The sequence below is a fragment of the Caballeronia sp. INML1 genome, assembly GCF_023631085.1.
Taxonomy (GTDB): domain Bacteria; phylum Pseudomonadota; class Gammaproteobacteria; order Burkholderiales; family Burkholderiaceae; genus Caballeronia; species Caballeronia turbans.
Map to the genome: position 1 here is coordinate 79,282 of NZ_JALQDT010000055.1, position 26,054 is coordinate 105,335.

Consider the following 26,054-nt stretch of genomic DNA (forward strand, 5'->3'; position numbering starts at 1 on the left):
CGCGCGTCTATCGGCGACATTCCGCCACACTTGAGTGTTTCACTCGGAATCCCCTAAAGATCGTGGGGGTTCTGGCCGTTATGTCCTTGTAATCAGGCGTGCGCCGCCTTCCCGAAGGCGGCGCGCGAATCGGAAGAAGCAAGGACATCATGCGCAACAACCAGCCCGTCACCCAGCAAGCGTTCGAATTCCCCGCCTCGGAGATGCTCGTCTCCGCCACCGATCTCTCCGGCAACATCCAGTACTGCAATCCGGCGTTCGTGTCAGTGTCAGGCTTCTCGCGCGAGGAGCTGATCGGCGAGCCGCACAACATCATTCGTCACCCCGACATGCCGCGCGAAGCTTTCGCCGATCTCTGGGCGACGGTCCGCGCCGGCCGCTCGTGGACCGCGCTCGTCAAGAACCGGCGCAAGAACGGCGATCATTATTGGGTACGCGCGAACGTGACGCCGGTGATGGAGCACGGCAAGGTCGTCGGTTATCTCTCCGTGCGCGTGAAGCCGACGCTGGACGAAGTGCGCGAGGCAACGGCGCTCTATGCGCAGATCAAGACCGGCAACGCGTCGCACAAGCTCGTGCGCGGCGCGCTCGTGAAACACGGCATCGCCGGCAAGCTCGCCGCGATCGCGAACATGCCGGTCAGCGCGCGTCTGGGTACGGCTTTCGCGGCAGTGCCCGTCAGCATGTCGATCGCCGCACTGGCCGGCTGGCGCGGCGCGCCGCCGTTGCCGTTCTGGATCGCGCTCGCCGTCGGCGCGGCGGCGAGCTTCGCGGGCTGGCTCGCGCTGTCGCGTCAGGTGGATGCACCCGTGCGGACGATGTCCGGTTTCGCCGCGCGCATGGCGGCGGGCGATCTGACCGTCGACATGCCCGACGCGCGCCACGACGATCTGGGCGATGTGCAGCGCGCGCTCGGCCAGCTGAAGGCGAATCTCGCGGCGATCGTCTTCGACGTGCGCGGGCAGATCGGCGGCATGCTCGAAGCCGCCACCGAGATTTCGAGCGGCAACACGGACCTGTCGCGCCGCACGGAAATGCAGGCGGCGTCGCTCGAACAGACCGCCGCGACGATGGATCAGCTGACCACCACCGTTCAAGGCAACGCCGACGCCACCGTGCGCGCCCTCGAACTCGTCAGGGAAGCGCAGGCCGCGGCGGATGACGGCGGGCGCATCGCGAGCCAGGTCGAGCAGACGATGGCGGGCATCACGGCGGCGTCGCGGCGCATCGCGGACATCACCGATGTCATCGACGGCATCGCGTTCCAGACCAACATCCTCGCGCTGAACGCGGCCGTCGAGGCGGCGCGCGCGGGCGAAGCGGGCCGCTCGTTCGCGGTCGTCGCGACCGAAGTGCGCAATCTGGCGCAGCGCTGCGCGGCATCGGCGAAGGAAATCGAAGGCGTGGTGGCGACGAGCGTCGCGCAAATCGCGGAAGGCACGAGCCTCGTCACGCGCACGACGAGCCAGATGCGCGCCATCGACGAAGCGGTGAACCGCGTGTCGACGATCATCATGGAAGTGGCGAAGGCGAGCAGCGAGCAGGCCGAGGGCATCGCGCAGGTGAATCAGGCGGTCGCGCATCTCGACGACTCGACCCAGCAGAACGCCGCGCTCGTCGAGCAGGCGGCGGCTACCGCGCAGCGCCTCGCGCAACGCGCCGTGGTGCTCGACGAAGCCGTGCGGCTCTTCACGGTCGCGAAAGCTTGAGATCGGGCAGCGTCGAAGAGCGCATCGCTTGGTACTATCGGGACATTGCCAACGAGGAGTGTGTCCGATGACCGCTGAGAACAATCGCGCGGAAGAAGCGCGAGCGATGGAACGTATCGTCAACGCGACGCGTCAGGTTCAGTCCGCCTTCCTGGCGCTGCAAACGCAGTTTCCGCCCGAAGGCGACGGCCGGCCGTCGCAGATGGCGCTGCAGACGTTCGATGCCGCGCTTCAGGAACTCGAAGACGCGCAAGCCGCCTTCGATACCATGCTCAACGATCTGTTCGACGGGAACCGGTAAGCGCGTCACGCGTCACGCGTTCCGCAATTCAGGCACGTCCTCGCCCGGCCCGCTCAAAGCGGCTTCGCCGCCCGTGTCGCCGAGACCGGCCCACGGCACGCCGTCGCTCGACTGGCGGCGCGCGGCTGCCACGCATGCCTCGACCAGTTCCCGGAACGACACCGCCGCCGAGCTCGTGCGCACAAGCACTTCACCTTGCAACGGGCTTTCGGGGAACACCAGCCCGACAATCAGCTCGGCCGATGGCGCACGCTGATGCAGGCGCCGCAGCAGATTGCGCAAATATGGCGGCGACTCGGCTGCATCGAACGACACCACGCAGATGATCGACACGCCCGCGAGATCGACTTCACCGAAACGTCCGCGCGAGAAGCGCTCGTAGCCCGCGAGATCCGCGTACAGGCCGTGCTTGCGAAAGAGCTGCACGGCGATGGTCGCCGCGAGATCGTCCAGCTCGCTTCTCCCCGCGATGCACAGCACCGACGCCGTGTGGCCTTCTTTCTCGGCATCGAAGCGCGCGGGCGGGGTTTCGTGCGCCAGGCCTTGCGCATTGTCGACAGAATCGAAGCTCGCGGGCAGCTCTTCCTTGCGCTCGACGGTCACGGCGGTATCTTCTGCGTCCTCCAGTCCTTCGATGATGTCGAGCGCGGATTCGTTGATGCGCCGCAGCTGATCCGCGGTCACGACACCGCGCAGCACGTCGTTGTGGGCGTAGCGCAGGCCTTCCAGCGCGACCTCGTCGTAATACGCGATCAGCGAGCGCTCCTTGAGCAGCGTCTCGGCCTGCACGAGCGCCTCGTCGGGATCGTTCGCGAGCAGGCGCTGATAGAAGTTCTCGGCGGGCGTGAGCGCGGGGCGGTCGCCGAAGAGCACATCGAGAAATTCGAGCCGATCGACGTGGCGGCCGAGAATCACGAGGCACAGAGTAAGCGGCGTCGAGAGCACGAGGCCGATCGGCCCCCAGATCCAGCTCCAGAAGATCGCCGCGACGATCACCGCGAACGGCGACAATCCCGTGCTGTGCCCGTACAGCAGCGGCTCGACGACCTGACCCGCGAGAATATCCGTCACGCCGAACAGGACGATGGTCCACACGAGCATCGCCCAGCCGGGGCCGACCGCCGCCGCGAACACGACCGCGACGATCGCCGCGATCCACGTCCCGACGTAAGGCACGAAGCGCAGGAGTGCGGTCATCACGCCGAACAGCAGCGCGCCCGGCACGCCGATGATCGCAAGCCCGATCGCGATGACGATCCCCACGCTCGCGTTGATGCCGAGCTGCGCGAGGAAGTAGCGCGACAGACGCCGGGCGGCCTCGTCCATCGCCGTGGTCGCGCGATGCAGGTCGCGCGAGCCGAAAAGCCGTATCAGCCGGTCGCGCAGATCCTCACGCTGCAACAGGATGAACACCGCGACGACGAGCACGATGCCCGTGGTTTCCAGAGGACTGATGATCGGCGACAGAAAGCGCTGCGCCAGCTCCAGCGGCGTCGGCGTGGGCTCGTGAACTTCGACGGGCATCGGCTGATCGATCGGCGACGCGGCCGGGTTGTCCTCGTTCTTCGGCTCCTGCTCGCGCGCGGGCGAAATGCGCTTCAACGCACGGGATGCGCGGCCGAGAAACTCGTCGGCGCGGCCGACGGTCATGCGCTGCACGTTTTCGATCTTGCGCTCGACCGCGACCTGATACTTCGGCAGATCGCTCGCGAGCTGCGCGACCTGCGCGCCGATCAAGGCGCCGACCGCAGTCAGCACGGACAGCGCGATCACCACCGCGACGATCACCGACGGCACCTGACCGAAGCGCAGCCGCCGCAGGAAGTCGACGAACGGCGCGAGCAAAAAGCTCAATAGGATCGCGAGGATGATCGGGATCATCACCGCGCGGCCGAAATACAGCGCGCAAATGATGACGACGCCCGTCACGAGTGACGCCAGCGCACGCACGCCGGGCGCTTCGGGCGGCAGGATCTTCGCGGGTGGCCGGCGCGGCCCGGGTGCTTGCGGCATGGGGAATGGCTCGCTTTCTGTATTTAAGTCGGGCGGCGCACGGCGTGTTGCTGGCGCGCCGGCTTGTGCGCGGGAGCAGCGACGGTCAAGCAAGGCGCGTGCCGTGCGCGTCGCGCCCGTCGCCATTGAGGTGAGTCTATTCGGGAGCCGAATTCCCCTGCAATCGGTTCAACGGTGAGGAGATACGGGAGCAGCGCGGGCCGCGCCGTGCTCTATCGCCATGATCGGAACAATCAGTTGGATGCGCAAACGTCGCGCGTGCGACATTGACGTTTCGCCGCGGTTCATCGGCGAAAGCCGCGGCTCATTGAAAAGGACATCATGGCAGTCGATTCACCCTGCATCGGCATCTGCAAGTTCGATGAAAAGACCGACCTGTGCATCGGTTGTCTGCGCACGAAGAACGAATGCAAGCAATGGAAGAAGATGAAGGACAAGCATCGAGCGCGCATCATCGATGAACGGCCCAAGCGCAAAGCAAAGCTCAAAAAACACAAGAAGTAGGCGTTGTGAGAGAACAAACGCTGGACTGGTCGGCGAAAGGGTGATGGCGTCTTTCGTCCCGCTCGCGGACTACACTGAACGGGACTTTTGCAGGGAGTCAGCCATGAAAGTGACTTGTGCCGCGTTTGTTTTCACATCGGCCTTTGCCGCCACATCGGCTTTCGCGCAGTTGCATCCGAGCGTCGAAACCGACATGTACGCGCCGCTCGGCAGTCAATATCCGACGCACGGCAACGCGCAGGCGGGCGAACTCAATCTCAATCCGAGCGATCCGCGCGCGCAGCTCGTCAACGGTCTTCCGAACAACGCCAACAGCGGCGGCTACGGCTCGCCGCTCGCGGGCAACAAGGCGAACGTGCCGCGCGGCGAGTGAGCGCTGCGTGAGCGGACGCACGACGCGCGCGCTCACCGTTCTCGATACGAGAATAGTGATTTGAAATCCGCCGCTATTCTCCTTCTCACGGCAAGAACCGATACTTGATTCGCAGGACGGGACTTCTCCCGGCCATCAACCGAATCAGGGAAATCTGCCGTGAAGATCTATCACCATCCGCTGTCCGGTCATGCGCACCGCGCACGTCTCTTCCTGAACCTGCTCGGAGTCGACCACGAAGCAGAATTCGTCGATCTCGCGGCCGCCGCGCACAAGACGCCCGACTATCTGAAGCTGAACCGCTTCGGCCAGATTCCCGTGCTCGTCGACGGCGATATCGTCATTGCCGACTCGAACGCGATCCTCGTCTATCTCGCGATGAAAGCCGGCGACACGAAATGGCTGCCCGACACGCCCGCCGAAGCCGCCGCCGTGCAGCGCTGGCTGTCGGTCGCGGCCGGTCAGATCGCGTTCGGACCCGCCGCCGCGCGTCTCATCACCGTGTTCGGCGCGAAATTCGATGCGCAGGAAGTCATCGCCCGCGCGCACAACGTGCTCAAGGTGATCGATTCGGAACTGGCGCAGCGCGACTGGATCGCGGATATCGGCGCGACGCACCCGAGCATCGCGGATGTCGCGCTCTACAGCTACATCTCGAGCGCGCCCGAAGGCAATGTCGATATCTCCGGCTACGCGAATGTGAATGCGTGGCTCGCGCGCGTCGAGGCGTTGCCCGGCTTCGTTCCCTTCCAGAAGACAGCCGCGGGTCTCGCGGCGTAAAGTGAGCGCGGCGGCTTCGCGTCTTGCATTGCGCTCTGCCGCCGCGCCCGAATCGAAGAGGCATCCGATCATGTCCGCTTCAGCGCTCTCCGCTGTTCCATCTGCCGCCACGCCTTCGCCGTGGCATCCGGGCGAAATCGCCATTCAGAAAGCCTTCGGCGTCGATGAGCGCATGGACGGCGTCGGGCGGCGCGTCGTGCGCGATCACATGCCGGAGCAGCATCGCCAGTTCTTCGCGCAGTTGCCGTTCGTCGTGGCGGGCGCGGTCGACGAGCGCGGCGATCCGTGGGCAACGCTGCTCGCGGGGCCGCCCGGCTTCATGCGCGCGCCCGATGCGAAAACCTTGTCGATGAGCCGCGCGCGCGATCCGCTCGATCCCGCCGATGCCGGCATGAACGATGGCGCGTCGATCGGCCTGCTCGGCATCGAGTTGCACACGCGCCGCCGCAACCGCATGAACGGCGCGATCCGTCGCGACGGCGCGAACGTCGGGTTCGATGTGGCCGTCGAGCACAGCTTCGGCAATTGCCCGCAGTACATCCAGTTGCGCGATTTCGAGTTCGTGCGCGATCCGGCCGTGCCCTCGCCCGTGCAGCCCGTCATGTCCGACGCGCTTTCGCCGCGCGCCAAAGCGATGATCGCGGGCGCGGACACGTTCTTCGTCGCGTCGTATTTCGATCGCGAAGACGGGCATCGGCAGGTGGACGTGTCGCATCGCGGCGGCAAGCCGGGATTCGTGCGCCTGACCGACGACGGCTCGCTCACCATTCCGGATTTCGCGGGCAATCTCTTCTTCAACACGCTCGGCAACATTCTCGTGAACGGCCGCGCGGGACTCGTCTTCGCCGACTTCGAGACCGGCGACGTCTTGCAGCTCGCGGGCGACGCCGAAGTACTGCTCGATTCCCACGAAACCGCCGCGTTCCAGGGCGCGGAGCGGCTGTGGCGCTTCACGCCGCGCCGCATCGTGTATCGTGCGGGCGCGCTGCCGTTGCGGTGGAAGGCGCGCAGCGAGGGCGCGTCGCCCAATTCGTTGATGACGGGCGACTGGGAGCAGGCGGCCGAGCGCCTGAAGGCGGCCGCGCTCGCGAATGCGTGGCGAACCTTCCGCGTGAGCAAGATCGTCGATGAAAGCAACGCGATCCGCTCCTTCCATCTCGAACCGGCCGATGGCGCGGGCATCGTTCCTCACCAGGCCGGCCAGCATCTGCCGATTCGCGTTACGCCGCCGGGCGAGGCGAAACCGCTGATCCGCACGTACACGCTTTCGGTCGCGCCATCGGACGGCCGGTATCGCATCAGCGTGAAGCGCGAGGGACGCGTATCCGGGCATCTGCACGACACGCTTAAAGTCGGCGACGTGATCGAAGCGCGCTCGCCCGCCGGCGACTTCACGATCGACCCGTTCGAGCATCGTCCGGCCGTGCTGATGGCGGCGGGCGTCGGCATCACGCCGATGCTCGCGATGCTCCGGCACGTGGTGTATGAAGGGCTGAGAAAGCGGCGCGTTCGTCCGGTGTGGATGATCGTATCGGCGCATTCGCTCGCGAGCCGCGCGTTCGCCCAGGAAATCGAAGCGCTCGCGCAAGCAGCGGGCGGTGCGGTGAACGTGATCCGCGTGCTGAGCGACACGAACGGCGCAGAGCTCGGGCGCGACTACGATGCATCGGGGCGCATCGACATCGACCTGCTGACGAGCCGCATGCCCTTCAACGACTACGACTTCTATCTGTGCGGCCCCGGCGCGTTCATGCAGTCGATCTACGACAGGCTGCGCGCGCTCAATGTCTCCGACGGGCGCATTCATGCGGAGGCGTTCGGTCCTTCGGCGCTCAAGCGCACGGCGGATCGCGGCGCCGACGTGAAGCCGATGCGCCCCGCCGCGACCGAGCCGGTGAAAGTCAGTTTCTCGAAGTCGGCCAAAGACGCGCAATGGAAACCCGGTGCGGGCACCTTGCTCGAACTCGCGGAAGCGAACGGCCTTTCGCCGGAATTCAACTGCCGGGGTGGAACGTGCGGCACATGCAGAACGCGCATCGTGCAGGGCGCGGTGTCGTATGAAAGCGAGCCGGCTTTCCGCGTCGCCGACGACGAAGCGCTGATCTGCTGCGCAATGCCCGCCGCGGACGACGGCGGCAAGCTGGAACTCGACCTTTGACCAGGACGTCAAGCGGTCGTGGATTGTGCCCCGCGCACATATCCCCGAGAATGCACGGCATCTTCATGCTCGCGTGCCTCGTGTTTTCTCATGGACCGTTTACAGGCAATGACGACCTTCGTCACGGTGGTCGAGACCGGCGGCTTCGCATCGGCGGCGCGCAAGCTCGATGTCTCGCCGTCGGTCGTGAGCCGTGTCGTGACCGAGCTCGAAGAGCGTCTCGGCGTGCGCCTGCTCACGCGCACGACGCGCGTCGTGCGTCTCACCGATGCCGGCAGCGGCTATTTCGAGGATTGCCGGCGCATCCTCGGCGAGATCGATATCGCCGAGCTCTCCGCGACGGGCACGCATTCGTCGCCGCGCGGCCTGCTCTCGATCACCGCGCCGGTGATGTTCGGCCGGCTGCACGTCACACCGATCGTGCTCGACTATCTGCGCCGTTATCCCGAAGCCGATGCGAGCTGCTGGTTCGTCGATCGTGTGGTCAATCTCGTCGACGAGGGCATCGACGTGGCGGTGCGCATCGCGCAATTGCCGGATTCATCGTTGCAGGCGATCAACGTGGGGCGCGTGCGGCGCGTGCTGTGCGCATCGCCCGCCTATCTCGAGAAGCACGGCACGCCGCGTCATCCGGACGATCTCGCTGAACATGTGATCATCGCGTCGACGGGCTCGTCGTCGCCGCCGGAATGGCGCCTGCACGACGGCGAGCGGCAGTTTCTCGTGCGCGCACATCCGCGCTTCACGACGACGACCAATGATTCCGCGATCGCCGCCGCGCTCGCGGATTTCGGCATGGCGCGGCTCCTGTCGTATCAGGTCGCACGGCATGTCGCCGACGCGCGTCTCGCGATCGTGCTGCCGGAATTCGAGCCGCCGCCCTTGCCGATCCATCTCGTGCATCGCGAAGGACGTCATGTCACGCAGAAGGTGCGTGCGTTCCTCGACCTCGCCGTGACGACGCTGCGCGCGGACGTTTCGTTGCGCTAACCCGCGCTAAACATTACGCACTGTCGGTGACATTTCGTCCACCGGCCGGCGAATCGAACGCCCGTTAGCACGACTGCCGTGCAAAGTGCCGGCAAAACATGCAACATAGCTGTCTCGAACGATCGCACCGATCGGCGCGCTTTCGGCTTTCCTGAACCTTTACCGGCTCACGCACCATGACGAATCCAACTTCTCCCTCAAACGAACGCCCGCTCGACATGATCATCTTCGGCGGCGGCGGAGACCTCGCGGCGCGCAAGCTGCTGCCGGCGCTCTACATGGCGCACATGCACTGCAACCTGCCCGCCGACACGCGCATTCTCGCGATTGGCCGCAAGGACTGGACGCGCGAGGACTACCTCAAGAATTTCATGGAAGAACAGGCGCGTCCGTTCATCGACGCCAAAGCCTTCGATGCGCAGTCGTGGGACAAATTCCTCGCGCTCTTCGACTACGTGCGCGTCGACATCGAGAATCCCGGCGATTTCGAGCGTCTCGCGCAAGCGGTGCGCCCCGGCTCGCAGCGCGTGCTTTACCTGTCTACGTCGCCTGAACTGTTCGTGACCATCTGCGAAAACCTCGACAACGCCGGCATTCTCGACGATCACGCGCGCGTCGTGCTGGAAAAGCCGCTCGGCCACGATCTCGCCTCCGCGCGCGCGATCAACGATGCCGTCGGCAAGCACTTCAAGGAAGAGCAGATTTATCGCATCGACCATTATCTCGGCAAGGAAACCGTGCAGAACCTGATGGTGCTGCGCTTCGGCAATGCGATCTTCGGGCCGCTGTGGCAGGCGCCGTATATCAAGAGCGTGCAGATCACGGTGTCGGAGACAGTCGGCGTGGGCAGCCGCGCGGGCTTCTACGATCACACCGGCGCGTTGCGCGACATGGTGCAGAACCACTTGCTGCAACTGCTGTGCATCGTCGCGATGGAACCGCCCGTGTCGCTCGATCCGGACGCCGTGCGCGACGAAAAGCTGAAGGTGCTGAAATCGCTGCGGCCGATGACCGTCGCCGATATCGCCCGCGACACGGTGCGCGGCCAGTACACGGCGGGCGCGGTCGGCGGCGAGGCGGTGAAGGGCTATCTCGAAGAACAGAACGTGCCGCCCGACAGCCGCGCGGAGACGTTCGTCGCATTGCGCGCGCATATCAACAACTGGCGCTGGGCGAATGTGCCGTTCTTCCTGCGCACCGGCAAGCGCATGCAGAATCGCCGCTCGGAGATCGTCATCGATTTCGCGGATCTGCCGTTCTCGATCATTCCGGACGGTCCGCGTCACTACGGCAACCGGCTGACGATCACACTGCAGCCCGAAGAGTCGATCCAGTTGCAGATGCTGGCTAAGGAACCGGGAAGCGGCATGCATATGCAGCCGGTCACGCTCAATCTCGATCTGCAACAGGCCATGACGCAACGGCGCGCGGAGGCTTACGAGCGCTTGCTGATCGACGTGATTCGCGGCAGGCTCACGCACTTCATGCGACGCGATGAACTGGAAGCCGCGTGGACGTGGGTCGAGCCAATTCTCAACGGCTGGAAGGAACTGGGCGACCGGCCGCGCGGATACACGGCGGGGACGTTCGGACCGGCGGCGTCGAGCGCGTTGATGGCGCGGGAAAATCAGGCCTGGGCGGAAGAGGCTTAAGTCATCGCGCGATGCGGCTGGCTGGAGTCACCGCATCGCGACGCGCGACGTTCGTCTCGCGGCCCACGCGGCGCCCAGCGCCATCACCGCCGACAACACCACGATCCCGCCCAGAATCCCCACGAGCCTCATCAGCGCCGGCATCGGGTCGGACGACCAGTGGTGGTCCTGCACGAACACCATGATGAACGCGATGCTGAACTGCCGCCCGACATAGCTCGCGCCTTGCGTGCCGGTCTGCACGTGACAGCCCATCCACACGCCCGCGCACAGCGCGACCATGCAGGCGAGCGCGTTATCGCCCACTAACGGCAGCAGCGCGAGACTCACCGCGCCCGCCAGCAGACAGCCGATGAAGCGCTGGATCATGCGCTCGGCGACCGGCTTGCGCGTCGGCTTGCCGAGCGCCGATGCGGGCAGGATCAGCACGGCGACCGCCGTCACCATCGCCTGCGCGAAGCCGCTCAGATTCCATGTGTACGCGAGCGATGCCAGGATCGTCACCGACCACGCGCCCTGCCATGCGAGGCGCTTGCGCATCGCGAGCGCGATCTGCTCGGCGCGGGCGACGTGCGTCGCGTCGAGCGCCTGCACGGCCCGCGCGGCATCGGACGGAATCACGGTGACGGCTTGCGCGTTGACGCCATCGATGCGATCCACCGTGGATGCCGCCTGCGCGCGCGGCACCGGCGGCGCGCCCCGCGACTTGCGATAGTGCTGCACGCCCGCATGAAAAAGCGCCGACACGGCCACGCACGCCATCGTCCCGACGACGACTTCCGCGACCCGCAGCAACGCGAACGACGCCGTCGCCGCGGCAGAGACGAGCCGATGCGCCTCGAACGTCACCATCAACGACGTCACCGCGCCCAGCACCCACGCGTAGCCCGCATCCGACACGAGCGCGCGATACACCGACACGCCCACGATCACGCCGAGCAGCGGCACGAAGAGCCACGGCACATCGCCGACCATGACGCCCGCCACCGCGCCGATGATCGCGCCCGCGACCGTGCCGACCACCCGCTGCACGCCGCGCTGCGCGCACGCGGAAAACTTCGACTGCATCACCGCGAAGCCGCTGATCGCCGCCCACCAGATGTTGCTCAGGTGGAACGCATACGCGAGCGCCACAGCGAGCCCGACGGACAGCATCGCCTGCGTCGCGAAAAGCGCGCGGGCGGGCGTCGGTCTGATCGCGACGAGTTCGCGCCCGAGCGCGGCAAATGCGTCGCGGATGATGTGCACATACGCGACCACGGCTTCGGCGCTTTCGGGCGGAATCGGGCGGGCGCGTCGGGAAGAATCGTCGGTCGGCATTGTTCTGGCGATAGGGGCGTCTGGTTTGAGCGTAGCCGCCGATCGTCCGGATGCAAAGCCGAACCGCGCGCGATGCGGCAAATCCGCTACACGCGCTGCGCGAGCGCGAACGACACGATGAGGTTGTCAGAACGCATGCACGGTCGTCACGACCCGGAACCGCGCGCCGCGCTTTTCCTGCTCGACGGCGATGAGAACGGGCGCCGGCAGACGCGTCAGCCACACGAACGCCCACTCGGCCGAAAGCAGCGTTGCGCGTGCGAGCCGGTTCGTGCATCACACCCGCGAAGTCAGCAGGCGAATGCCCGCCGCGCCGAACACGAGCGCGAGGCACGCATCGAGGCCGCGCTGGATGCGCATGTAGATGCGCCGCGCGGACGGCATCGAGAAGAGCGCGGCATAGCCGCCGAACACGCACGCGCCGATGCACAGACATCCCGCGACGACCACGAGCATATGCCCCGGCCCTTCCCCCGCCGACGAGCCGAGCGCCGCCACCGACATCCACACGAGAATCGCCTTCGGATTGGTGAGATGCAAGAGCGCGCCGCGCGCATAGAGCCTGCGGCCGCTTTGCCCCTGCGCATCCGCCGACGAGCGCCGCAGCGGAGGCTTCAACGCCGCGCGCCCCGATTTGAACGCGAGCCACAGCAGATATAACCCGCCGCAGATTTTGACGCCGATGAGAAACCCCGAATACGCGGTCAGCGCGGCGGAAAGGCCGAGCGCCGCGAGCATCGCCCAGAAGAACGAGCCGGACATCACACCCGCCGCGAATGCGAATGCCGCGCGCCGGCCCGATGTGCTGGCTATGGACATGATCGCGAGATTGCTCGGCCCGGGGCTCGCCGTGCCGACGAAATAAGCCGAGTAAGCGATGAGCAGATTCGCGCTGAGCAAGGCGTGGCCGTTCATGGCGGTCGTGTCTCCGTTTGAATTGCCGCCATTGTGAGCGGAGAAAGCCGCGCACGTCCATGAACGCCTGGCGCTCGCGCGGGCAGGCCAATTCATTGCGCATGGACGCGGCGGTGCTATCTTTGAGTGCGCGCAGGCAGCCGCGTGTCTCCATCCGATGCACCCTCACACAAGGACACATCATGGCGAAAGTACTGGTTCTCTACTATTCGATGTACGGCCACGTCGAAACGATGGCGCAGGCGATAGCCGAAGGCGCGCGTGGCGTCGCGGGCGCGGAAGTCACGGTCAAACGCGTGCCCGAAACGATCCCCGCCGACCAGGCCGCGAAGATCGGCGTGAAGCTCGATCAGCAGGCGAGCGTCGCCACCGTCGACGAACTCGCGGATTACGACGCGATCATCTTCGGCACGCCGACGCGCTTCGGCAACATGGCGGGCCAGATGCGCACCTTCCTCGACCAGACCGGCGGGTTGTGGGTGAAAGGCGCGCTCGTCGGCAAGATCGGCAGCGTGTTTTCGTCGACTGCTTCCCAGCACGGCGGCCAGGAAACCACGATCACGTCGTTTCACAGCACGCTGCTGCACCACGGCATGGTGGTCGTCGGCGTGCCGTATGCATGCGCCGGGCTCACGAACATGAGCGAGATCTCAGGCGGCACGCCCTACGGCGCGACCACGATGGCCTCCGCCGACGGCAGCCGCCAGCCTTCGCAGAACGAACTCGACATTGCGCGCTATCAGGGCAAGCATGTCGCCGGACTGGCGACGAAGCTCGCCGGATAGCCGCGCGATCGACGCTGCGTTCAGGCTTCGACCTCGAGTTTCACTTCGTAGAGCGACTTGCCGTCCAGATCGTGCAGCGAGACCGTCATTGCGCGGCTGACGGGGTCGATCTTCGCGCGGCCATAGAACTGTTGCAGCGACGCGGGCGAGCGGTTCTGCGGGTTGTCCTTCGGCACGCTCACGTAGCGCAGTTCCGGACCGAACGTCATGTCGAGATCGTTCGGCCCGAACGTGCCCGCGTTGATCGGCCCACCGACGAACTCCCAGAACGGCTTGAACTCGGCGAACTTCGCGCGCGAGGGATCGTAGTGCGTCGCCTGAGCGTAATGCACGTCCGCCGTGATCCACACGACGTTGCTGATGTCTTCCTGCTTGATGAAGCGCAGGATCTCCGCGAGCTCCAGTTCGCGCCCGAGCGGCGCACCATTCTCCGCATTGGCCCATGCCTCGAACGTGCCTTTCGGCACATCGGGGTTGGCATCGGGGACGACGAGCGAGATCGGCATGTCGCTCGCGATCACCTTCCACGTCGCACGCGACGCCTTCAACGATGCCTTCAGCCACGCCGTCTGCTGCGAGCCGAGAAAGGCGGAATCCGCATCGAGACGTGTCTGCCGGTTCGGCGAGTTCGCGCCGCGATACGATCGCTCGTCGAGCATGAAGACATCGAGCAGCGGACCGAACTGAAAGCCGCGATAGACCTGCTCTGGATCGAGCTGATTGATGCGATACGGGTTGTACTCGAACATCGCCTGTCTCGCGCGCGCTTCGAGCAGGTTGATCGCGCGCGTCTGATAACGCTTCTCCGCGTCACCGATTCTCTGGCCCGGATACCAGTTGTTGCGCACTTCGTGATCGTCCCATTGCACGAGGAACGGTACTTCCGCGGCAAAGCGGCGCTTGTTCCTGTCGAGCTGGTTGTAGGCGAAAGCCGCGCGATAGTCGTCGAGCGTCTGCGCGACATGCGACTTGCCCTCGGTGACGATGTTGGTCCACAGCGTGCCGTCGGGCAGCTTCACTTCGGATTCGATCACGCTGTCCGCGTAGATCTGATCGCCCTGATGGATGAAGAAGTCCGGCGCTTCGCGGCGCATCGCCTCATAGATGCGATAGCCGCCGAAGCGTTCGTTGATGCCCCAGCCCTGCCCCGCTTCATCGCCGGAGAAGACGAAGGTGATCGGCTTGCTCGCCTCGAGCGACGCCGTGCGCAGGCGTCCCGTCATCGGCTCGCTGTATGCCTTGCCATCGACGAGATCCTGAAAGCGTACGCGATAGAACACGTCGGCGCCCGGCGGCAGGCCGGTCAGATCGACGCGTGCCGTGAAGTCGCTGCTGTCGAGCGCGGCCGGCCCGATGCGGCGCTGGAACGTATCGAAGCGCTCGCTCGTCGAGTACTCGACGATCATGCGCGCCGGCCGGTCCGTGCGGCTCCATACGATGCCGCTCGTCGCCGTGACGTCGCCGCTCATCACGCCGCCGGGTAGTTGCGGACGCAACTTGTCGGCGGTGACGACGGCGGGCGCGACGCCTTGCGCGAGGGCATCGGCGAGACCCGCGCCCGTGAGCGCGAGCCCCGTGCCGGAAACGAGACCCTTCAGCAAGGTGCGTCGGGACGGCTTGACGATACGATCCGGCATGGCGAGCTTCCTCTCGAGCTGTACGATGGGGTGACGCGCTGCGTCGAATCGACGATGGTAAAGCGTAACGGTGTCGCTTTTGTTTCAACGGGCGCTTCATCGTCCGCGCGGTTCGATGCGATGAGCACGCGACGATTGCTGTGACGGCTCACCGCATCCGACACGCGCTCTTCCCAGAAGCGCCAGTGCGTGGCCTTCGTGCGGCCGATCACGACGAGGTCCGCATCGAACTCGCGCGCGGCCTGCGCGATCACGCGCGCGAGCGTCGTGCCGGCGGGCAGGTCCATCGTCACGCACACGCCGTTGATGCTCGACGCGCGTATCGCCTGAAGCGTGCGCTTCTCGATCTCTCGCGCGCGTTCGTCGACGTGCGCGAGCGCCGCGCCGAAGTCGTACTGCGCGGACGATAGCGCCCAGAATGGCGTACGGTCCACCACATGAAGCGCCGTGAGGCGCGCATTGCATTCGCGGGCCCGCGCGATGCCGAGCGCGAGCGCGGCATGGCTGTTATCCGGGCCTACTGCGACGAGAATGTGCTGTTGCATGATGTCGTCTCCGTTCGATGGTTCGCGCGCTTCAATGCACGCGCCACGCGTGCTTCACCGCATCGATCACGGCGGCTTCGGTGCAGGTCATCACGCCGTCCGCGACGACGGCCGATTCGCAGAGCGTGAGCACGTCGCGTCGCATGCGCTCGTCGCGCACTTCTTCCGCAAGCCGTTGCATGACGCGTGGATCGACCCGGCACGCGTCGTCCCATGTGAGAAAGGAACAGCGCGTGAGGTCTTCGCAGACCTCGCGCACGACTTCATGCAACTCCCCTGCATGAAGCCCGAGCCGCGCATAGAATCCGCGCCGTTCGAGCTCTTCGATTTCCGCACTGCCGATATGGCCGTCCGCGATCAGCGACATCACGACGATGCGCGCGGCCGCGCGGGGACTGTCCGTTGGATAGTGACGCATGGCATTTCTCCTCGATGAAACGTGGTCAACGAAAGGCAGTGCGATAGGTTCGATCGGGACCGCGCCGCCTGGATGCTTTGCATCGTAGGAAGGGAGAATGAGCATCGAATGAGCGTGCCGGTATGCACTTCCGATGTCTGAGCGGCCCGAACAATTGCGCTTGAAAGCGTTGGCCGTCGCACGACAGTTCACTTTCCCCGGCTTGCCTTCGTGCTCCACCTGAGCCTTGCAGGACAAGGCTTAGGCGCGTTTCATCGATCGACTGGCACGGCCGATGCATATGGCATTGCCGTCGCGTCATGACTGCCTGCCACTGTTTGACGCGACCGGGCCGGCCGCCTCGTGCGCCGGCCCGTTCCTTCCGGCGCCGCGCTGTTCGTCACGCGAGCTACCGGCGGCACGCGCAGGCGCCAAGGAGATCACCATGAACAGTTTCGATAACGCCTTCGAAGCGCTGATCGGCAGCGAAGGCGGCTACTCGTTCCATCCGGCGGACCCGGGCGGCGAAACGATGTGGGGCGTGACGGCGCGCGTCGCGCGTGGCTACGGCTATGCCGGCGCGATGAAGGACCTTCCGCTCGAACTCGCCAAGCGCATCGCCAAGCAGAAGTACTGGGATCCGCTGCATCTCGACGAATTCGATCCGCGCGTCGCCTTCCAGATCTTCGATGCGAACTACAACGGCGGTCTCGTCGTGCTGTGGATGCAGAAGGCATCGGGCGCGAAGGAAGACGGCAAGTTCGGCCCCGATACCGTCGATGCCGTGAAAGCCGCCGATCCGATGCGCTTCGTCCTGCGTTTCATTGCCTATCGATTGCGTTATCTGAAGGGCCTGCATGCCTGGCCGACGTTCAGCCGCGGCTGGACCGACCGCATGGCGACGAATCTTCTCTTGGGAGCAGCATGATGGACTGGACCAAAGTGGCGGCAGCGATCGGCGCGAAGGCGCCTCTTCTGGCGGGTCTCATCGGCGGGCCGGTCGGGCTCGGCGTCACGACGGCCGCCGCGATCATCTCGCATGCGCTCGGCACGCCGAGCGATCCGGATGTCGTCGAGACCGCGCTCAACGATCCCGCCGCGCTCGACAAGATCAGGCAGGCGGAAAGCGCGAACTCGTTGCAGTTGCAACAACTGGTGGTCGCGGCGGCGCAGGCGCGGCTGTCGTTCGAAGCGGACATGGCGCGCATCGCGGCGGGCGACCGCGCCGATGCGCGCGCAATGGGCATCGCGAACAAGGACTGGGTGCCGAAGGTCCTCGCGATGTGCGTCACGGGCGGCTTCTTCGGCATCCTGCTGTTGATGGCGCTGCGCGCCTTGCCCGAGGCGAATCGCGATCTCGTAAACGTCGTGGTCGGCGCGCTCGGGACCGCATGGATCAGCATCATCGGGTATTACTTCGGGACGTCGGCGGGCTCGATGCGCAAGACCGAACTGCTCGCGCAACCGAGCGTGCCGATTACGTCGGAGACGGCCGTCACGCTGCGCGATCCCGCGCCGGCGGCGGCCACGCGCGATCAGTCAGGCGCGAACGCCGATCATGCGCCGCGCGCTTTCATGCCGGGCGGACAAGGGCCGATCTTCACGGGCGGAGCGTGAGCCTGAGCCGCGCGCGTCAGAGTCCCGTCCTCGGATCATAGGGGCCCGCCGGATGACGCGCGATGTTCTCGAACTGCGGGCGAATCGCATCGCTGAAGGTGGTCTTCTGGACAGTGACCGCCGAAAGCCTGAGAAGCGAGCCGCTGCGCCGTGCCTTGCGCGCGCTCGCCGATGCGTTGAACTGGGTCATTTCGTTCCCCTTTCCTTTGGCGATTAACCATGGAAAGGCGTGTAGGGACGCGGAATTAGCCGAAGTGAGAGTGTGCCCGACGAGTCACGCACGTCGCGTATCAGCGGTAGTCCTCTTCCAGCCGACGGCGAATAGCGAAGATCCCGAAAACCCTCACCTTTGAACCGTCCGCGTTCGCAAAAAGGCCTTTGAATACGGGCCTCGGGAGCGCCCAGACCACATGATCCCGAAAACCCTCACCTTTACCCACAGCACGGCATAACTAGATCACGTTCAACATCGACAACGCGGTCTCCTGCAACGGCGGCAATACGCGAGCGAGCGCGGCCTCGCCCGTTTCCTTTCCGATCGGCATGTTCGCCGACAATGCCGCCACCACTTCGCCGTGCCGGTTCTTCATCGGCACTGCGATGCCACGCACGCCCATCTGCAATTGCTGCTCGATCTCGACGTAGCCGTCGATCCGCGCCTGCCGGATCTTCTCGTAGAGCCTTTCCTTGTTGGTGATCGTGAGCGGCGTGAAGGGCTTGAACTCGGTCGCGTCGAGCCATCCGCGCACCGATGCCTCGTCCATGTAAGCGAGCATCGCGATACCGCCCGACATCAGCGCGGCCGGCACGCGCGCGCCGAGCACGAAGCCCGTCGTCATCACGCGCGTGGAACCGTTGCGCGCGATGATCACGAGGTCCCAGTCGTCGAGCACGCTCACGTACACCGATTCGTGGATCAACGCGCTCAATTGCTGCAAGTAGGGCTGCACGATGCGCGGCAGCCGCGCCGACTCGAAATATGACCAGCCCATGCGCAGCACGCGCGGCGTGAGGTTGAAGAGCTTGCCGTCGGTCTGGACGTAGCCCAGATGCGCGAGCGTCAGCAGATAGCGGCGCGCCGCGGTGCGCGTGAGGCCGGTGCGCATCGCGGCTTGTGTGGGCGTCATGCGCGCGTGCTGATCGTCGAAGGCTTCGAGGATCGCGAGACCCTTCTCGAGACCGGCGATCCAGTCGCGCTTGTCGAGTTCCGGTTTAGTCATGCTGACATGTCTGTTTAGTTATGGATATTGTGATGTTTCGGCGCTCGACGAAAGCCATTTGCTAGTGCTAACCCCCAAAGCGTCCGATTATCGGACACTTGCGTGCGATAATCGCGCAAAAATAATCATAAAACATTGATGCAAAGGGGTTGTGCTTTTATTCTCCAATCACTTTCAGAGCGACGCGCAATTCCGCTGTTTCCGAATGCCCCGCCGCTCGACCAGGTATCAAGCTCAACTCTATAAACCCATTGTTCGGAGACATCTCTATGGCTAGCCCTAAGGAAGACGCGCACGGCGGCCGCCAGGCGAAAAAAGCGACCGCGAGCGGCTGGATCGGCTCGGCGCTGGAGTATTACGACTTCTTCATCTACGCCCAGGCAGCAGCCCTCATTTTCCCGCAGTTGTTCTTCCCGTCGGGCAATCCGAAGGTGGCGATCATCGCGTCGCTCGCAACGTACGGCGTGGGTTACGTCGCCCGTCCGATCGGCGCATTCGTGCTCGGCCATCTGGGCGACACGCACGGCCGCAAGAACGTGCTGCTCATCTGCATGTTCCTGATGGGTTTCTCGACGATGGCCGTTGGTCTGCTGCCGACGTATCACAGCGTCGGCATGCTCGCACCGGCCTTGCTCGTCGTGCTGCGCCTGATTCAGGGCTTCGCGGTGGCGGGTGAAATCTCCGGCGCCAGCTCGATGATTCTGGAGCATGCACCCTTCGGACGTCGCGGCTATTACGCGAGCTTCACGCTGCAAGGCGTGCAGGCCGGCCAGATTCTCGCGGCCGCCGTGTTCCTCCCGCTCGCCACGTTCATGCCGGAAGACATGTTCAACTCCTGGGGCTGGCGCGTGCCGTTCCTGCTGTCGGCCTTCGTGCTGGTTGCGGGCTACATCATCCGGAAGGAAGTGCATGAGACGCCAGCGTTCACGTCCGAAGAATCGCACGGCGATCTGCCGAAGTCGCCGATCAAGGAAGCGTTCGCCAACAGCACGCCGGACATGATCCGCGTCGTCTGCATGGCGCTGATGAACGTGATTCCCGTCGTCGCGACGATCTTCGGTGCGGCGTATGCGGTGCAGTCTTCGTACGGCATCGGCTTCCACAAGAGCGTGTATCTGTGGATTCCGGTGGTCGGCAACATCGTCGCGGTGCTGGTGATTCCGTTCGTCGGCAACCTGTCGGACAAGATCGGCCGTCGCCCGATGATGATCGGCGGCTCGCTGATCTCGGGTCTGCTGGCTTTCGCGTATCTCTATGCGATCAGCATCCACAGCGTCCCGCTCGCATTCCTGATGTCGCTGCTCATGTGGGGTGTCGTGTACCAGGGCTACAACGCGATCTTCCCGAGCTTCTATCCGGAACTGTTCCCGACCCGCTCGCGTGTTTCGGCGATGGCGATTGCGCAGAACATCGGCACGACGATCACCGCGCTGCTGCCCGCCCTGTTCGCGGCGGTTGCGCCCCCGGGATCGAGCAACATCCCGCTGACGGTCGGCGCCATTGCCTTCGGCGTGACGGTCATCGCGGCGATTGCGGCGTACTCGGCGCGTGAGACGTATCGCATCCGTCTGAACGATCTGGGCAAGAAGGACGCCGTGCCGATGAGCGAGCAAGAGTACGAGCGTCTGCGCGCCGATTCGATGTCCGTGGACAAGGTCGCCAAGGCCCACCACGCATGAAGCTGACCGTATTGGAGTGATTTGCCGGGCCCTTCGGGGCCCGTTTTTTTTTTGCTGATCCGGCTGGCATTCGCTCCTTCCCCCGCATCGCGATAACATGAATGCCCTTTTATCCATGACGCGGAGGCATGAATGGCCGGCTTCAACGAACGCATCCTCAACGGCATCAGCGTGTTCGCCGCGATCGTCGATGCCGGCACCTTCGCCGCGGCGGGCGAACGTCTCGGCATGTCGCAGCCCGGCGTGAGCCGCGCCATCGCGCGCCTCGAAGCGCGCCTGAAGATCCGTCTTTTCGATCGCACCACGCGCAGCGTCTCGCTCACCGATGACGGCCGCCGTTTCTTCGAACACGTCATGCCGCATCTCGCGGGACTGGAGGAAGCCGCGGCCACCGCATCGGAGGGTGCAACGGCCGTGCGCGGCCGCCTGCGCGTAAACGTCGATCCGATCTTCTCGCGGCTATTGCTCGGCCCGAAGCTCGATGCGTTCCTGAACGCGCATCCGGATCTGCAACTGGAGCTCATCACGAGCGATCGTCTCGGCGACATCATCGCGGACGGGTTCGACCTCGCCGTGCGCTTCGGCGAGCCGCGCGATTCGAGCCTCGTCGCGCGCAAGCTGCTCGATACGCCGGTGCGCACCGTCGCCGCGCCTTCGTATATCAAGCGGCACGGCAAGCCCGCGACGCCACAGGCACTCGCCGACGACACGCACACGTGCATCGAGTTTCGCGATCCCGAAACGGGACGGCCGTTCGCGTGGGAGTTTCATCGCAAGAAGAAGCGCCTGAGCGTGCAGACGCACGGCCGCCTCACACTCAACGATCCGGGCACGATGCTGAGCACGATTCTTTCGGGCTATGGCATCGCGCAGATACTCCTGCTCGGCCACGAGCACCTGCTTGCCGATGGAAAGCTCGTAGACCTCTTTCCCGACTGGCCCGACGAGCGCTTTCCGCTCTATGCGTTTTATCCGTCGCGGCATCATCCGCCGGCGAAGACGCGCGCGTTCCTGGATCTCGTCATCGCGTTGACGGGCACGCGCTGACGATACGCGTCAACGCAATGCTTTCTCGAACCAGTGATCCGCATAAGGCTCGTCGCTGAACGCGGCGACCTCGACGTAACCCGACCGCCGATAGAGTCCGACGGCTTCCGCGAGCGCCTTGTTCGTCTCGAGCCGCACGACCTTCGCGCCGCTTTGCCGCGCGTGCCTTTCGGCCTCTTCGAGCAATCGCCGTCCGACGCCCAGTCCGCGAGCGTCGGCGCTCACCCACATCCGTTTCAGCTCGGCCGGCGACGTGCCGTGAAACTTGAGGGCGACACAGCCTATCGCCGCACCGCGAAGCCTCGCCACGATCAGCGCGCCTTGCGGCGCGGTCAATTCGCGCGCATCGGCGGACAGGCTGATCGACGGATCGAAGCCCGCATCGAAGCGGGCGTTCAGCTCGGCGAAATATTGGTCGATGCACCATCGCGCATCGGCGCTCGCAGGATCTTCGATCGCGAAGCGGATCAGCGAAGGCAGCAGCAGGCGCTCGACTTCGGCCATCGCTGCGATCAGCCGCCGGCGCTGCGCCTCGCTCAAAGGCGCCAGCATGCCGCCCGCGACGGCATCGGAAAGCCGTTCGAGTTCCTCGCGTTCGGCGCGACCGGCTTCGGTCAGACTGGCGCGGCGCACCCTGCGGTCTTCGGGACGAGACTCGACCGTGACGAGCCCCTGCCGCTCGAGCGCCGTGAGCGTGCGGCTCAGATAGCCCGAATCGAGACCGAGGCGCTCGCGCAGCACGCGAAGATCGACGCCCTGTGCTCCGATCTCCCAGAGCAGCCGAGACTCGCCCATTGGACGGCCGCGCCCGAGAAAATGATCGTTGAGCGCGCCGATGCCCTCGGCAACGGTGCGATTGAAGCTGCGAATCTGGCTGATGTCGGTCGGGTTCATATCTCTGACGTTAGTCAGAGATTCCAGCCGCGTCAATCCGAATTCGCGTGTGGGGCCTCGGTCACGGCTTCCGCGCGGCTCTTCTCACGACGCCATGTTGCCGGCGGCTTGCCGACGAGACGCTTGAACGCGCGAATGAAGGCCGCCTCGGATGCGTAGCCCACCTCCTGCGCCACGGCCGCGATCGTCGAGTTCGTGTTGCGCAGCAGTCCGGCCGCGACCTGCATGCGCCAGTTGACGAGGTATTGCATCGGCGGCAGCCCGATCATGTCGACGAAACGCTCATGCAATGCCGAGCGCGACAGACCCACCCGCTCGCCGAGCTCTTCGACCGTCCACTCGTGCGCGGGCGCGTCGTGCATGACGGCGAGCGCGCGGCCGACGAAACGATCGCGCAAGCCCGCGAGCCAGCCGCGACTTTCATCGGGCAGTCCATCGACGTAGCGGCGCACGGCATCGACGAACATCATTTCGCTCATGCGTTCGAGCATCGCCTCGCCGCCTGGCCGCTTGTGACGCGATTCCAGCACGGCCTGGTGCATGAAGTGATTGATCCAGCCCTGCGTGCCCGTCTCCTTCAGGTGCAAAAGCCGCGGCAACGTGGCGATGAGCGGATTGAACGGACGCAGATCGCAGCCGAGAAAGCCGCATACGAGCATCGTTTCATATGGATCGTCGGGACAGGGATTGTTGCGCGCTTCGACCGCGTCGTAGGTCAGCGTGAACGGCAACTGATCGATCTTCGCCGACAGCGCGGCCACGTCGACTTCGGCGCGAACGCCGGGCGCGCTGGAGATCACATGCGCATCGCCATGCGGAAACACGATGATGTCTCCGCTCGCGAGGCGCACCGGCGCTTCCCCGACGATCGCGCCCCAGCAGTTGCCGTGCGTCACGACGTGATATTCCATCACGTGCTCGCATTCCGGCATGACGATGCTCGCGATGTCGCGCGCGGGCGGCGCCTCCGCCGCCCAGCTTCGATTGCCGCTCACGTGAAAGAAGAGCGCGCCCCGCAGGCGCACCGTGCGCAGCACATCGGAAAGGATGTCGTGGCTCATGTCGGCTCCCGCCGTTCGAAAGCATCGCCGGAACGCGGCGCGAAGACGAAGCGGACGAATGGGCAATTCGCGGCGACTCGCGGACAGGCGTCGAAGCGATGGTAACGGGATACTGCCGTTGCCCGCCATCAGGGCGTTGCTCGACACATCATCTGGAATCTGGAGAAGGAACCATGCATGCGTTGAATACATCCGCGGTTCGCAACGAGCCGATCAATCCGCAGCCCGACTTCGCCGCGATCAAGTCCCGGCAACAGGCCACCTGGGCAAGCGGAGACTTTGCGGTCATCGGCACGACGTTGCAGATCGTCGGCGAGATGCTTGCCGAAGCGGTCGACGTGCGCGCCGGCGAACGCGTCCTCGATATCGCCGCCGGCAACGGCAACGCGACGCTCGCCGCGGCACGACGCTTCGCTCACGTGACATCGACCGACTACGTGCCCGCGTTGCTGGAAAAGGGCCGGGCGCGCGCGCAGGCCGAAGGGCTCGCGGTCGATTTCAAGGTGGCCGATGCGGAAGACCTGCCCTTTGACGACGGCAGCTTCGATGTCGTCCTGTCCACCTATGGCGCAATGTTCACGCCGGATCACAAGCGTCCCGCGAGCGAGATGCTTCGTGTGGCAAAGAGCGGCGGGCGCATCGGCATGGCGAACTGGACGCCCGAAGGTTTCATCGGGCAGTTGTTCAAGATCATCGGCGCTTATGTACCGCCGCCCGCGGGCCTGCAATCGCCCGCGCTCTGGGGCACCGAGCCGCATCTCGTCGCGCTGTTCGGGTCGGAGGCGGCGGACATTCGTTGCGTGCGCAAGCACTTCAACATGCGCTATGAATCGGGCGCGCACTGGATTCAGGTGTTCCGCGATTTTTACGGACCGGTGCACCGCGCGTTCGCCACGCTCGATTCCGCGAAGCAGGCGGAACTGGAACGCGATATCACCGGCCTGCTCGAACGCTGCAATGTGGCGGGAACGTCGTCGCTCGTGGTGCCGAGCGAGTACATGGAAGTGGTGATCGTCAAGCGTTGATGTGCGGCGCATGACGCGCGATTCACGCGTCCGGCCGGCGCGTGAATCGCTTCGGCCACTCAAAGCGTGACGGGCTTCTCGCTGCGCGCGCTTTCGCTGATCGCCGCGAGCGTCGCGGCATTGTCGAGGCTCACCTGCGCGTAGTACTCGATCGCGGCGGCGTCGCGCGTCGCAACCATGCGCGCGAAGCTTTCCGCCGCGAAGAAGAAGCCGCTGCCCACATCGGATGCGACCGGCTCGAACGGCACCGAATTCGGAATGCCGCGCCGCACGCGCATCTGGCTCGGCAGATAGCCGTACTGGTCGCCGGCCGTTTCTGCGCTCGTATGATTGAGATACTCGGTGTCGATGGTGCCTTGCGAGCCGATGATCGTCGCGTAACGATGATTCGCCGCATCCATCGCGCACGAGACCTGCGCGCGGCGGCCATCGGCATAGACGAGCGTCGCCATGAGACTGATGTCGACCTTGCTGTCGGCCCACGTCGCGATTGCATCGACGCGTTGCGGGGCGCATCCCATCACGAGGCGAATGAGGCTCAGCGGATAGCTGCCCGCGTCGAGCAGCGCGCCGCCGCCGAGCTCGGGCTTCATGCGGATGTTCGCGCCGGGATTGCCCACCGTGAAGCCGAAGCTCGCCTGAATCGCGCGCACCTCGCCGATCGCGCCTTCGCCGATCAGCGCCATCATCGCGGCGGTCTGCGGCTGGAAGTAATACGGGAACGATTCGAGCAGCATCACGCCGTTGCGATCGGCGGCCTCGAACATGCGCACGGCTTCGTCGCGGTCGAGCGCAAGCGGCTTTTCGCACAGTATGTGCTTGCCGTGGTCCGCGGCCTTGATCGCCCATTCGGCATGCAGGCTGTTGGGCAGCGGAATATAGACGGCGTCGATATCCGGGCTCGCAAGCAGCGCATCATAGCTGCCGAACCATGTGTCGATGCCGTTCGCTTGCGCGAAGGCTTTCGCGTTTTCGTCGCTGCGGCTCGCGACAGCCACGACGCGCACGCGCTCGCTCGGCCTGACGTCACGCGCGAACTGCCTGGCGATGTTCGCGCCGCCGAGAATGCCGAGGCGCAGGACGGATGATGCTTGAGTGGAAGACAAGGCGGGCTCCTTGAGTTTGTACCAAATGGTTCATTCTCGAAAGGTAACACATCCGCCCATGCTTCAGGGCGCGCACCTGTCGGGGCGAATCTTCGTGCCGCGCTGATCGGCGGGGACGTGGCAATTGTCGACCCGTTGCTCGTCGCTTGCCTTGTCGCCCAGGCGCTCTTTCAGCGTCTTCGGTTCGGACGCCGCGGCCGAAGCGGTAGCAGGCGCGTCGACATTGGCCGCAAGCACGGCGCAGGTCCATGCGAGACATGCGCAAAGGACGAGCTTCTTCATGATAGGCCCGGCATGGAGAGATGAAACGACAAGCATCGTCGCGC

General features: G+C 65.0%; 26 protein-coding genes. 14 read left to right on the plus strand and 12 right to left on the minus strand.

Going from position 1 to position 26,054, the window contains the following annotated elements; translation table 11 throughout:
• Positions 1–149 precede the first annotated feature (149 nt).
• Positions 150–1,709 (plus strand): PAS domain-containing methyl-accepting chemotaxis protein, encoded by a 1,560-nt coding sequence (locus NCR38_RS20380; RefSeq protein ID WP_061120053.1) that lies wholly within the window; start codon positions 150–152, stop codon positions 1,707–1,709.
• 67 nt (positions 1,710–1,776) lie between these two features.
• Positions 1,777–2,010: a hypothetical protein gene (locus tag NCR38_RS20385; protein ID WP_061120011.1), complete on the plus strand. Its 234-nt coding sequence runs from the start codon at positions 1,777–1,779 to the stop codon at positions 2,008–2,010.
• 12 nt (positions 2,011–2,022) lie between these two features.
• Here NCR38_RS20385 and NCR38_RS20390 read toward each other — a convergent pair whose 3' ends face one another.
• On the minus strand, positions 2,023–4,023 hold the full coding sequence (locus NCR38_RS20390) for an AI-2E family transporter (RefSeq protein ID WP_061120012.1): 2,001 nt from the start codon (positions 4,021–4,023) through the stop codon (positions 2,023–2,025).
• Positions 4,024–4,344: 321 nt separating this feature from the next.
• Here NCR38_RS20390 and NCR38_RS20395 point away from each other — a divergent pair, with 321 nt between their 5' ends.
• From NCR38_RS20395 to zwf, 6 genes are all read left to right on the plus strand, one after another.
• Positions 4,345–4,527: a DUF1289 domain-containing protein gene (locus tag NCR38_RS20395; protein ID WP_061120013.1), complete on the plus strand. Its 183-nt coding sequence runs from the start codon at positions 4,345–4,347 to the stop codon at positions 4,525–4,527.
• A gap of 103 nt (positions 4,528–4,630) precedes the next feature.
• Positions 4,631–4,900: a hypothetical protein gene (locus NCR38_RS20400; RefSeq protein ID WP_250477527.1), complete on the plus strand. Its 270-nt coding sequence runs from the start codon at positions 4,631–4,633 to the stop codon at positions 4,898–4,900.
• 159 nt (positions 4,901–5,059) lie between these two features.
• Entirely contained in the window at positions 5,060–5,680 is a 621-nt protein-coding gene (locus NCR38_RS20405; RefSeq protein WP_061120015.1) for a glutathione S-transferase family protein, read from the plus strand.
• Positions 5,681–5,750: 70 nt separating this feature from the next.
• The gene (locus tag NCR38_RS20410) at positions 5,751–7,838 is read left to right on the plus strand and encodes a pyridoxamine 5'-phosphate oxidase family protein (RefSeq protein ID WP_061120054.1); all 2,088 of its coding nucleotides are present in this window, start codon (positions 5,751–5,753) and stop codon (positions 7,836–7,838) included.
• A gap of 90 nt (positions 7,839–7,928) precedes the next feature.
• Positions 7,929–8,828, plus strand: coding sequence for a LysR family transcriptional regulator (locus tag NCR38_RS20415; protein ID WP_061120016.1), 900 nt, complete (start codon positions 7,929–7,931; stop codon positions 8,826–8,828).
• Positions 8,829–9,004: 176 nt separating this feature from the next.
• Positions 9,005–10,480, plus strand: coding sequence for a glucose-6-phosphate dehydrogenase (gene zwf, locus NCR38_RS20420; protein ID WP_061120017.1), 1,476 nt, complete (start codon positions 9,005–9,007; stop codon positions 10,478–10,480).
• Positions 10,481–10,507: 27 nt separating this feature from the next.
• On the opposite strand, the gene NCR38_RS20425 is transcribed toward zwf, so the two are convergent.
• The gene (locus tag NCR38_RS20425; RefSeq protein ID WP_250477528.1) at positions 10,508–11,800 is read right to left on the minus strand and encodes an FUSC family protein; all 1,293 of its coding nucleotides are present in this window, start codon (positions 11,798–11,800) and stop codon (positions 10,508–10,510) included.
• 276 nt (positions 11,801–12,076) lie between these two features.
• The gene (locus tag NCR38_RS20430) at positions 12,077–12,715 is read right to left on the minus strand and encodes a LysE family translocator (protein ID WP_061120019.1); all 639 of its coding nucleotides are present in this window, start codon (positions 12,713–12,715) and stop codon (positions 12,077–12,079) included.
• Between the two features lie 182 nt (positions 12,716–12,897).
• Here NCR38_RS20430 and wrbA point away from each other — a divergent pair, with 182 nt between their 5' ends.
• Positions 12,898–13,500 (plus strand): NAD(P)H:quinone oxidoreductase, encoded by a 603-nt coding sequence (gene wrbA, locus NCR38_RS20435; RefSeq protein ID WP_061120020.1) that lies wholly within the window; start codon positions 12,898–12,900, stop codon positions 13,498–13,500.
• Positions 13,501–13,520: 20 nt separating this feature from the next.
• Here the strand turns inward: wrbA and NCR38_RS20440 are convergent, their stop codons facing one another.
• From NCR38_RS20440 to NCR38_RS20450, 3 genes are read right to left on the minus strand one after another with little or no spacing between them, the layout of a single operon-like run.
• Positions 13,521–15,137 carry an alkaline phosphatase gene (locus NCR38_RS20440; RefSeq protein WP_061120021.1) on the minus strand — a complete coding sequence of 539 codons (1,617 nt, stop codon included), beginning with the start codon at positions 15,135–15,137 and terminating at the stop codon, positions 13,521–13,523.
• Positions 15,095–15,682: a universal stress protein gene (locus NCR38_RS20445; RefSeq protein WP_061120022.1), complete on the minus strand. Its 588-nt coding sequence runs from the start codon at positions 15,680–15,682 to the stop codon at positions 15,095–15,097. Before NCR38_RS20445 ends, NCR38_RS20440 begins: the two co-directional genes overlap by 43 nt.
• Before the next feature lie 31 nt (positions 15,683–15,713).
• Positions 15,714–16,100, minus strand: a complete 387-nt coding sequence (locus tag NCR38_RS20450; RefSeq protein WP_061120023.1) for a TerB family tellurite resistance protein — start codon at positions 16,098–16,100, stop codon at positions 15,714–15,716.
• Between the two features lie 424 nt (positions 16,101–16,524).
• Between NCR38_RS20450 and NCR38_RS20455 the strand changes: the two genes are divergently transcribed.
• Both NCR38_RS20455 and NCR38_RS20460 read left to right on the plus strand, forming a co-directional pair.
• Positions 16,525–17,007, plus strand: coding sequence for a glycoside hydrolase family 108 protein (locus tag NCR38_RS20455; RefSeq protein ID WP_061120055.1), 483 nt, complete (start codon positions 16,525–16,527; stop codon positions 17,005–17,007).
• Positions 17,007–17,696 (plus strand): hypothetical protein, encoded by a 690-nt coding sequence (locus tag NCR38_RS20460; protein WP_061120024.1) that lies wholly within the window; start codon positions 17,007–17,009, stop codon positions 17,694–17,696. Before NCR38_RS20455 ends, NCR38_RS20460 begins: the two co-directional genes overlap by 1 nt.
• Positions 17,697–17,712: 16 nt before the next feature.
• Here the strand turns inward: NCR38_RS20460 and NCR38_RS20465 are convergent, their stop codons facing one another.
• Both NCR38_RS20465 and NCR38_RS20470 read right to left on the minus strand, forming a co-directional pair.
• A complete protein-coding gene (locus tag NCR38_RS20465) occupies positions 17,713–17,886 on the minus strand; it encodes a hypothetical protein (RefSeq protein ID WP_250477529.1) in 174 nt (57 codons plus the stop codon).
• 262 nt (positions 17,887–18,148) lie between these two features.
• The gene (locus NCR38_RS20470) at positions 18,149–18,916 is read right to left on the minus strand and encodes an IclR family transcriptional regulator C-terminal domain-containing protein (protein ID WP_061120025.1); all 768 of its coding nucleotides are present in this window, start codon (positions 18,914–18,916) and stop codon (positions 18,149–18,151) included.
• A 269-nt stretch (positions 18,917–19,185) separates the two neighbouring features.
• Here NCR38_RS20470 and NCR38_RS20475 point away from each other — a divergent pair, with 269 nt between their 5' ends.
• Entirely contained in the window at positions 19,186–20,595 is a 1,410-nt protein-coding gene (locus NCR38_RS20475) for an MFS transporter (RefSeq protein ID WP_061120026.1), read from the plus strand.
• Positions 20,596–20,727: 132 nt separating this feature from the next.
• The gene (locus NCR38_RS20480; RefSeq protein ID WP_061120027.1) at positions 20,728–21,642 is read left to right on the plus strand and encodes a LysR family transcriptional regulator; all 915 of its coding nucleotides are present in this window, start codon (positions 20,728–20,730) and stop codon (positions 21,640–21,642) included.
• Positions 21,643–21,651: 9 nt separating this feature from the next.
• On the opposite strand, the gene NCR38_RS20485 is transcribed toward NCR38_RS20480, so the two are convergent.
• Both NCR38_RS20485 and NCR38_RS20490 read right to left on the minus strand, forming a co-directional pair.
• Positions 21,652–22,536 carry a helix-turn-helix domain-containing GNAT family N-acetyltransferase gene (locus NCR38_RS20485; protein WP_061120028.1) on the minus strand — a complete coding sequence of 295 codons (885 nt, stop codon included), beginning with the start codon at positions 22,534–22,536 and terminating at the stop codon, positions 21,652–21,654.
• Between the two features lie 32 nt (positions 22,537–22,568).
• Positions 22,569–23,597 carry an AraC family transcriptional regulator gene (locus NCR38_RS20490; protein ID WP_061120029.1) on the minus strand — a complete coding sequence of 343 codons (1,029 nt, stop codon included), beginning with the start codon at positions 23,595–23,597 and terminating at the stop codon, positions 22,569–22,571.
• Between the two features lie 173 nt (positions 23,598–23,770).
• Between NCR38_RS20490 and NCR38_RS20495 the strand changes: the two genes are divergently transcribed.
• Positions 23,771–24,622: a class I SAM-dependent methyltransferase gene (locus NCR38_RS20495; RefSeq protein ID WP_061120030.1), complete on the plus strand. Its 852-nt coding sequence runs from the start codon at positions 23,771–23,773 to the stop codon at positions 24,620–24,622.
• A 59-nt stretch (positions 24,623–24,681) separates the two neighbouring features.
• Here the strand turns inward: NCR38_RS20495 and NCR38_RS20500 are convergent, their stop codons facing one another.
• A complete protein-coding gene (locus NCR38_RS20500) occupies positions 24,682–25,728 on the minus strand; it encodes a Gfo/Idh/MocA family protein (protein ID WP_061120031.1) in 1,047 nt (348 codons plus the stop codon).
• A 63-nt stretch (positions 25,729–25,791) separates the two neighbouring features.
• A complete protein-coding gene (locus NCR38_RS20505) occupies positions 25,792–26,010 on the minus strand; it encodes a hypothetical protein (RefSeq protein ID WP_061120032.1) in 219 nt (72 codons plus the stop codon).
• Positions 26,011–26,054: the final 44 nt, after the last annotated feature.

What these genes read in the sequence shown, in the direction of transcription:
- NCR38_RS20380 (WP_061120053.1), top strand. Translation starts at nt 150, where the DNA reads ATGCGCAACAACCAGCCCGTCACCCAGCAAGCGTTCGAATTCCCCGCC.
- NCR38_RS20385 (WP_061120011.1), top strand. Translation starts at nt 1,777, where the DNA reads ATGACCGCTGAGAACAATCGCGCGGAAGAAGCGCGAGCGATGGAACGT.
- NCR38_RS20390 (WP_061120012.1), bottom strand. Translation starts at nt 4,023, where the DNA reads ATGCCGCAAGCACCCGGGCCGCGCCGGCCACCCGCGAAGATCCTGCCG.
- NCR38_RS20395 (WP_061120013.1), top strand. Translation starts at nt 4,345, where the DNA reads ATGGCAGTCGATTCACCCTGCATCGGCATCTGCAAGTTCGATGAAAAG.
- NCR38_RS20400 (WP_250477527.1), top strand. Translation starts at nt 4,631, where the DNA reads ATGAAAGTGACTTGTGCCGCGTTTGTTTTCACATCGGCCTTTGCCGCC.
- NCR38_RS20410 (WP_061120054.1), top strand. Translation starts at nt 5,751, where the DNA reads ATGTCCGCTTCAGCGCTCTCCGCTGTTCCATCTGCCGCCACGCCTTCG.
- NCR38_RS20415 (WP_061120016.1), top strand. Translation starts at nt 7,929, where the DNA reads ATGGACCGTTTACAGGCAATGACGACCTTCGTCACGGTGGTCGAGACC.
- zwf (WP_061120017.1), top strand. Translation starts at nt 9,005, where the DNA reads ATGACGAATCCAACTTCTCCCTCAAACGAACGCCCGCTCGACATGATC.
- NCR38_RS20425 (WP_250477528.1), bottom strand. Translation starts at nt 11,800, where the DNA reads ATGCCGACCGACGATTCTTCCCGACGCGCCCGCCCGATTCCGCCCGAA.
- NCR38_RS20430 (WP_061120019.1), bottom strand. Translation starts at nt 12,715, where the DNA reads ATGAACGGCCACGCCTTGCTCAGCGCGAATCTGCTCATCGCTTACTCG.
- wrbA (WP_061120020.1), top strand. Translation starts at nt 12,898, where the DNA reads ATGGCGAAAGTACTGGTTCTCTACTATTCGATGTACGGCCACGTCGAA.
- NCR38_RS20440 (WP_061120021.1), bottom strand. Translation starts at nt 15,137, where the DNA reads ATGCCGGATCGTATCGTCAAGCCGTCCCGACGCACCTTGCTGAAGGGT.
- NCR38_RS20445 (WP_061120022.1), bottom strand. Translation starts at nt 15,682, where the DNA reads ATGCAACAGCACATTCTCGTCGCAGTAGGCCCGGATAACAGCCATGCC.
- NCR38_RS20450 (WP_061120023.1), bottom strand. Translation starts at nt 16,100, where the DNA reads ATGCGTCACTATCCAACGGACAGTCCCCGCGCGGCCGCGCGCATCGTC.
- NCR38_RS20455 (WP_061120055.1), top strand. Translation starts at nt 16,525, where the DNA reads ATGAACAGTTTCGATAACGCCTTCGAAGCGCTGATCGGCAGCGAAGGC.
- NCR38_RS20460 (WP_061120024.1), top strand. Translation starts at nt 17,007, where the DNA reads ATGGACTGGACCAAAGTGGCGGCAGCGATCGGCGCGAAGGCGCCTCTT.
- NCR38_RS20465 (WP_250477529.1), bottom strand. Translation starts at nt 17,886, where the DNA reads ATGACCCAGTTCAACGCATCGGCGAGCGCGCGCAAGGCACGGCGCAGC.
- NCR38_RS20470 (WP_061120025.1), bottom strand. Translation starts at nt 18,916, where the DNA reads ATGACTAAACCGGAACTCGACAAGCGCGACTGGATCGCCGGTCTCGAG.
- NCR38_RS20475 (WP_061120026.1), top strand. Translation starts at nt 19,186, where the DNA reads ATGGCTAGCCCTAAGGAAGACGCGCACGGCGGCCGCCAGGCGAAAAAA.
- NCR38_RS20480 (WP_061120027.1), top strand. Translation starts at nt 20,728, where the DNA reads ATGGCCGGCTTCAACGAACGCATCCTCAACGGCATCAGCGTGTTCGCC.
- NCR38_RS20485 (WP_061120028.1), bottom strand. Translation starts at nt 22,536, where the DNA reads ATGAACCCGACCGACATCAGCCAGATTCGCAGCTTCAATCGCACCGTT.
- NCR38_RS20490 (WP_061120029.1), bottom strand. Translation starts at nt 23,597, where the DNA reads ATGAGCCACGACATCCTTTCCGATGTGCTGCGCACGGTGCGCCTGCGG.
- NCR38_RS20495 (WP_061120030.1), top strand. Translation starts at nt 23,771, where the DNA reads ATGCATGCGTTGAATACATCCGCGGTTCGCAACGAGCCGATCAATCCG.
- NCR38_RS20505 (WP_061120032.1), bottom strand. Translation starts at nt 26,010, where the DNA reads ATGAAGAAGCTCGTCCTTTGCGCATGTCTCGCATGGACCTGCGCCGTG.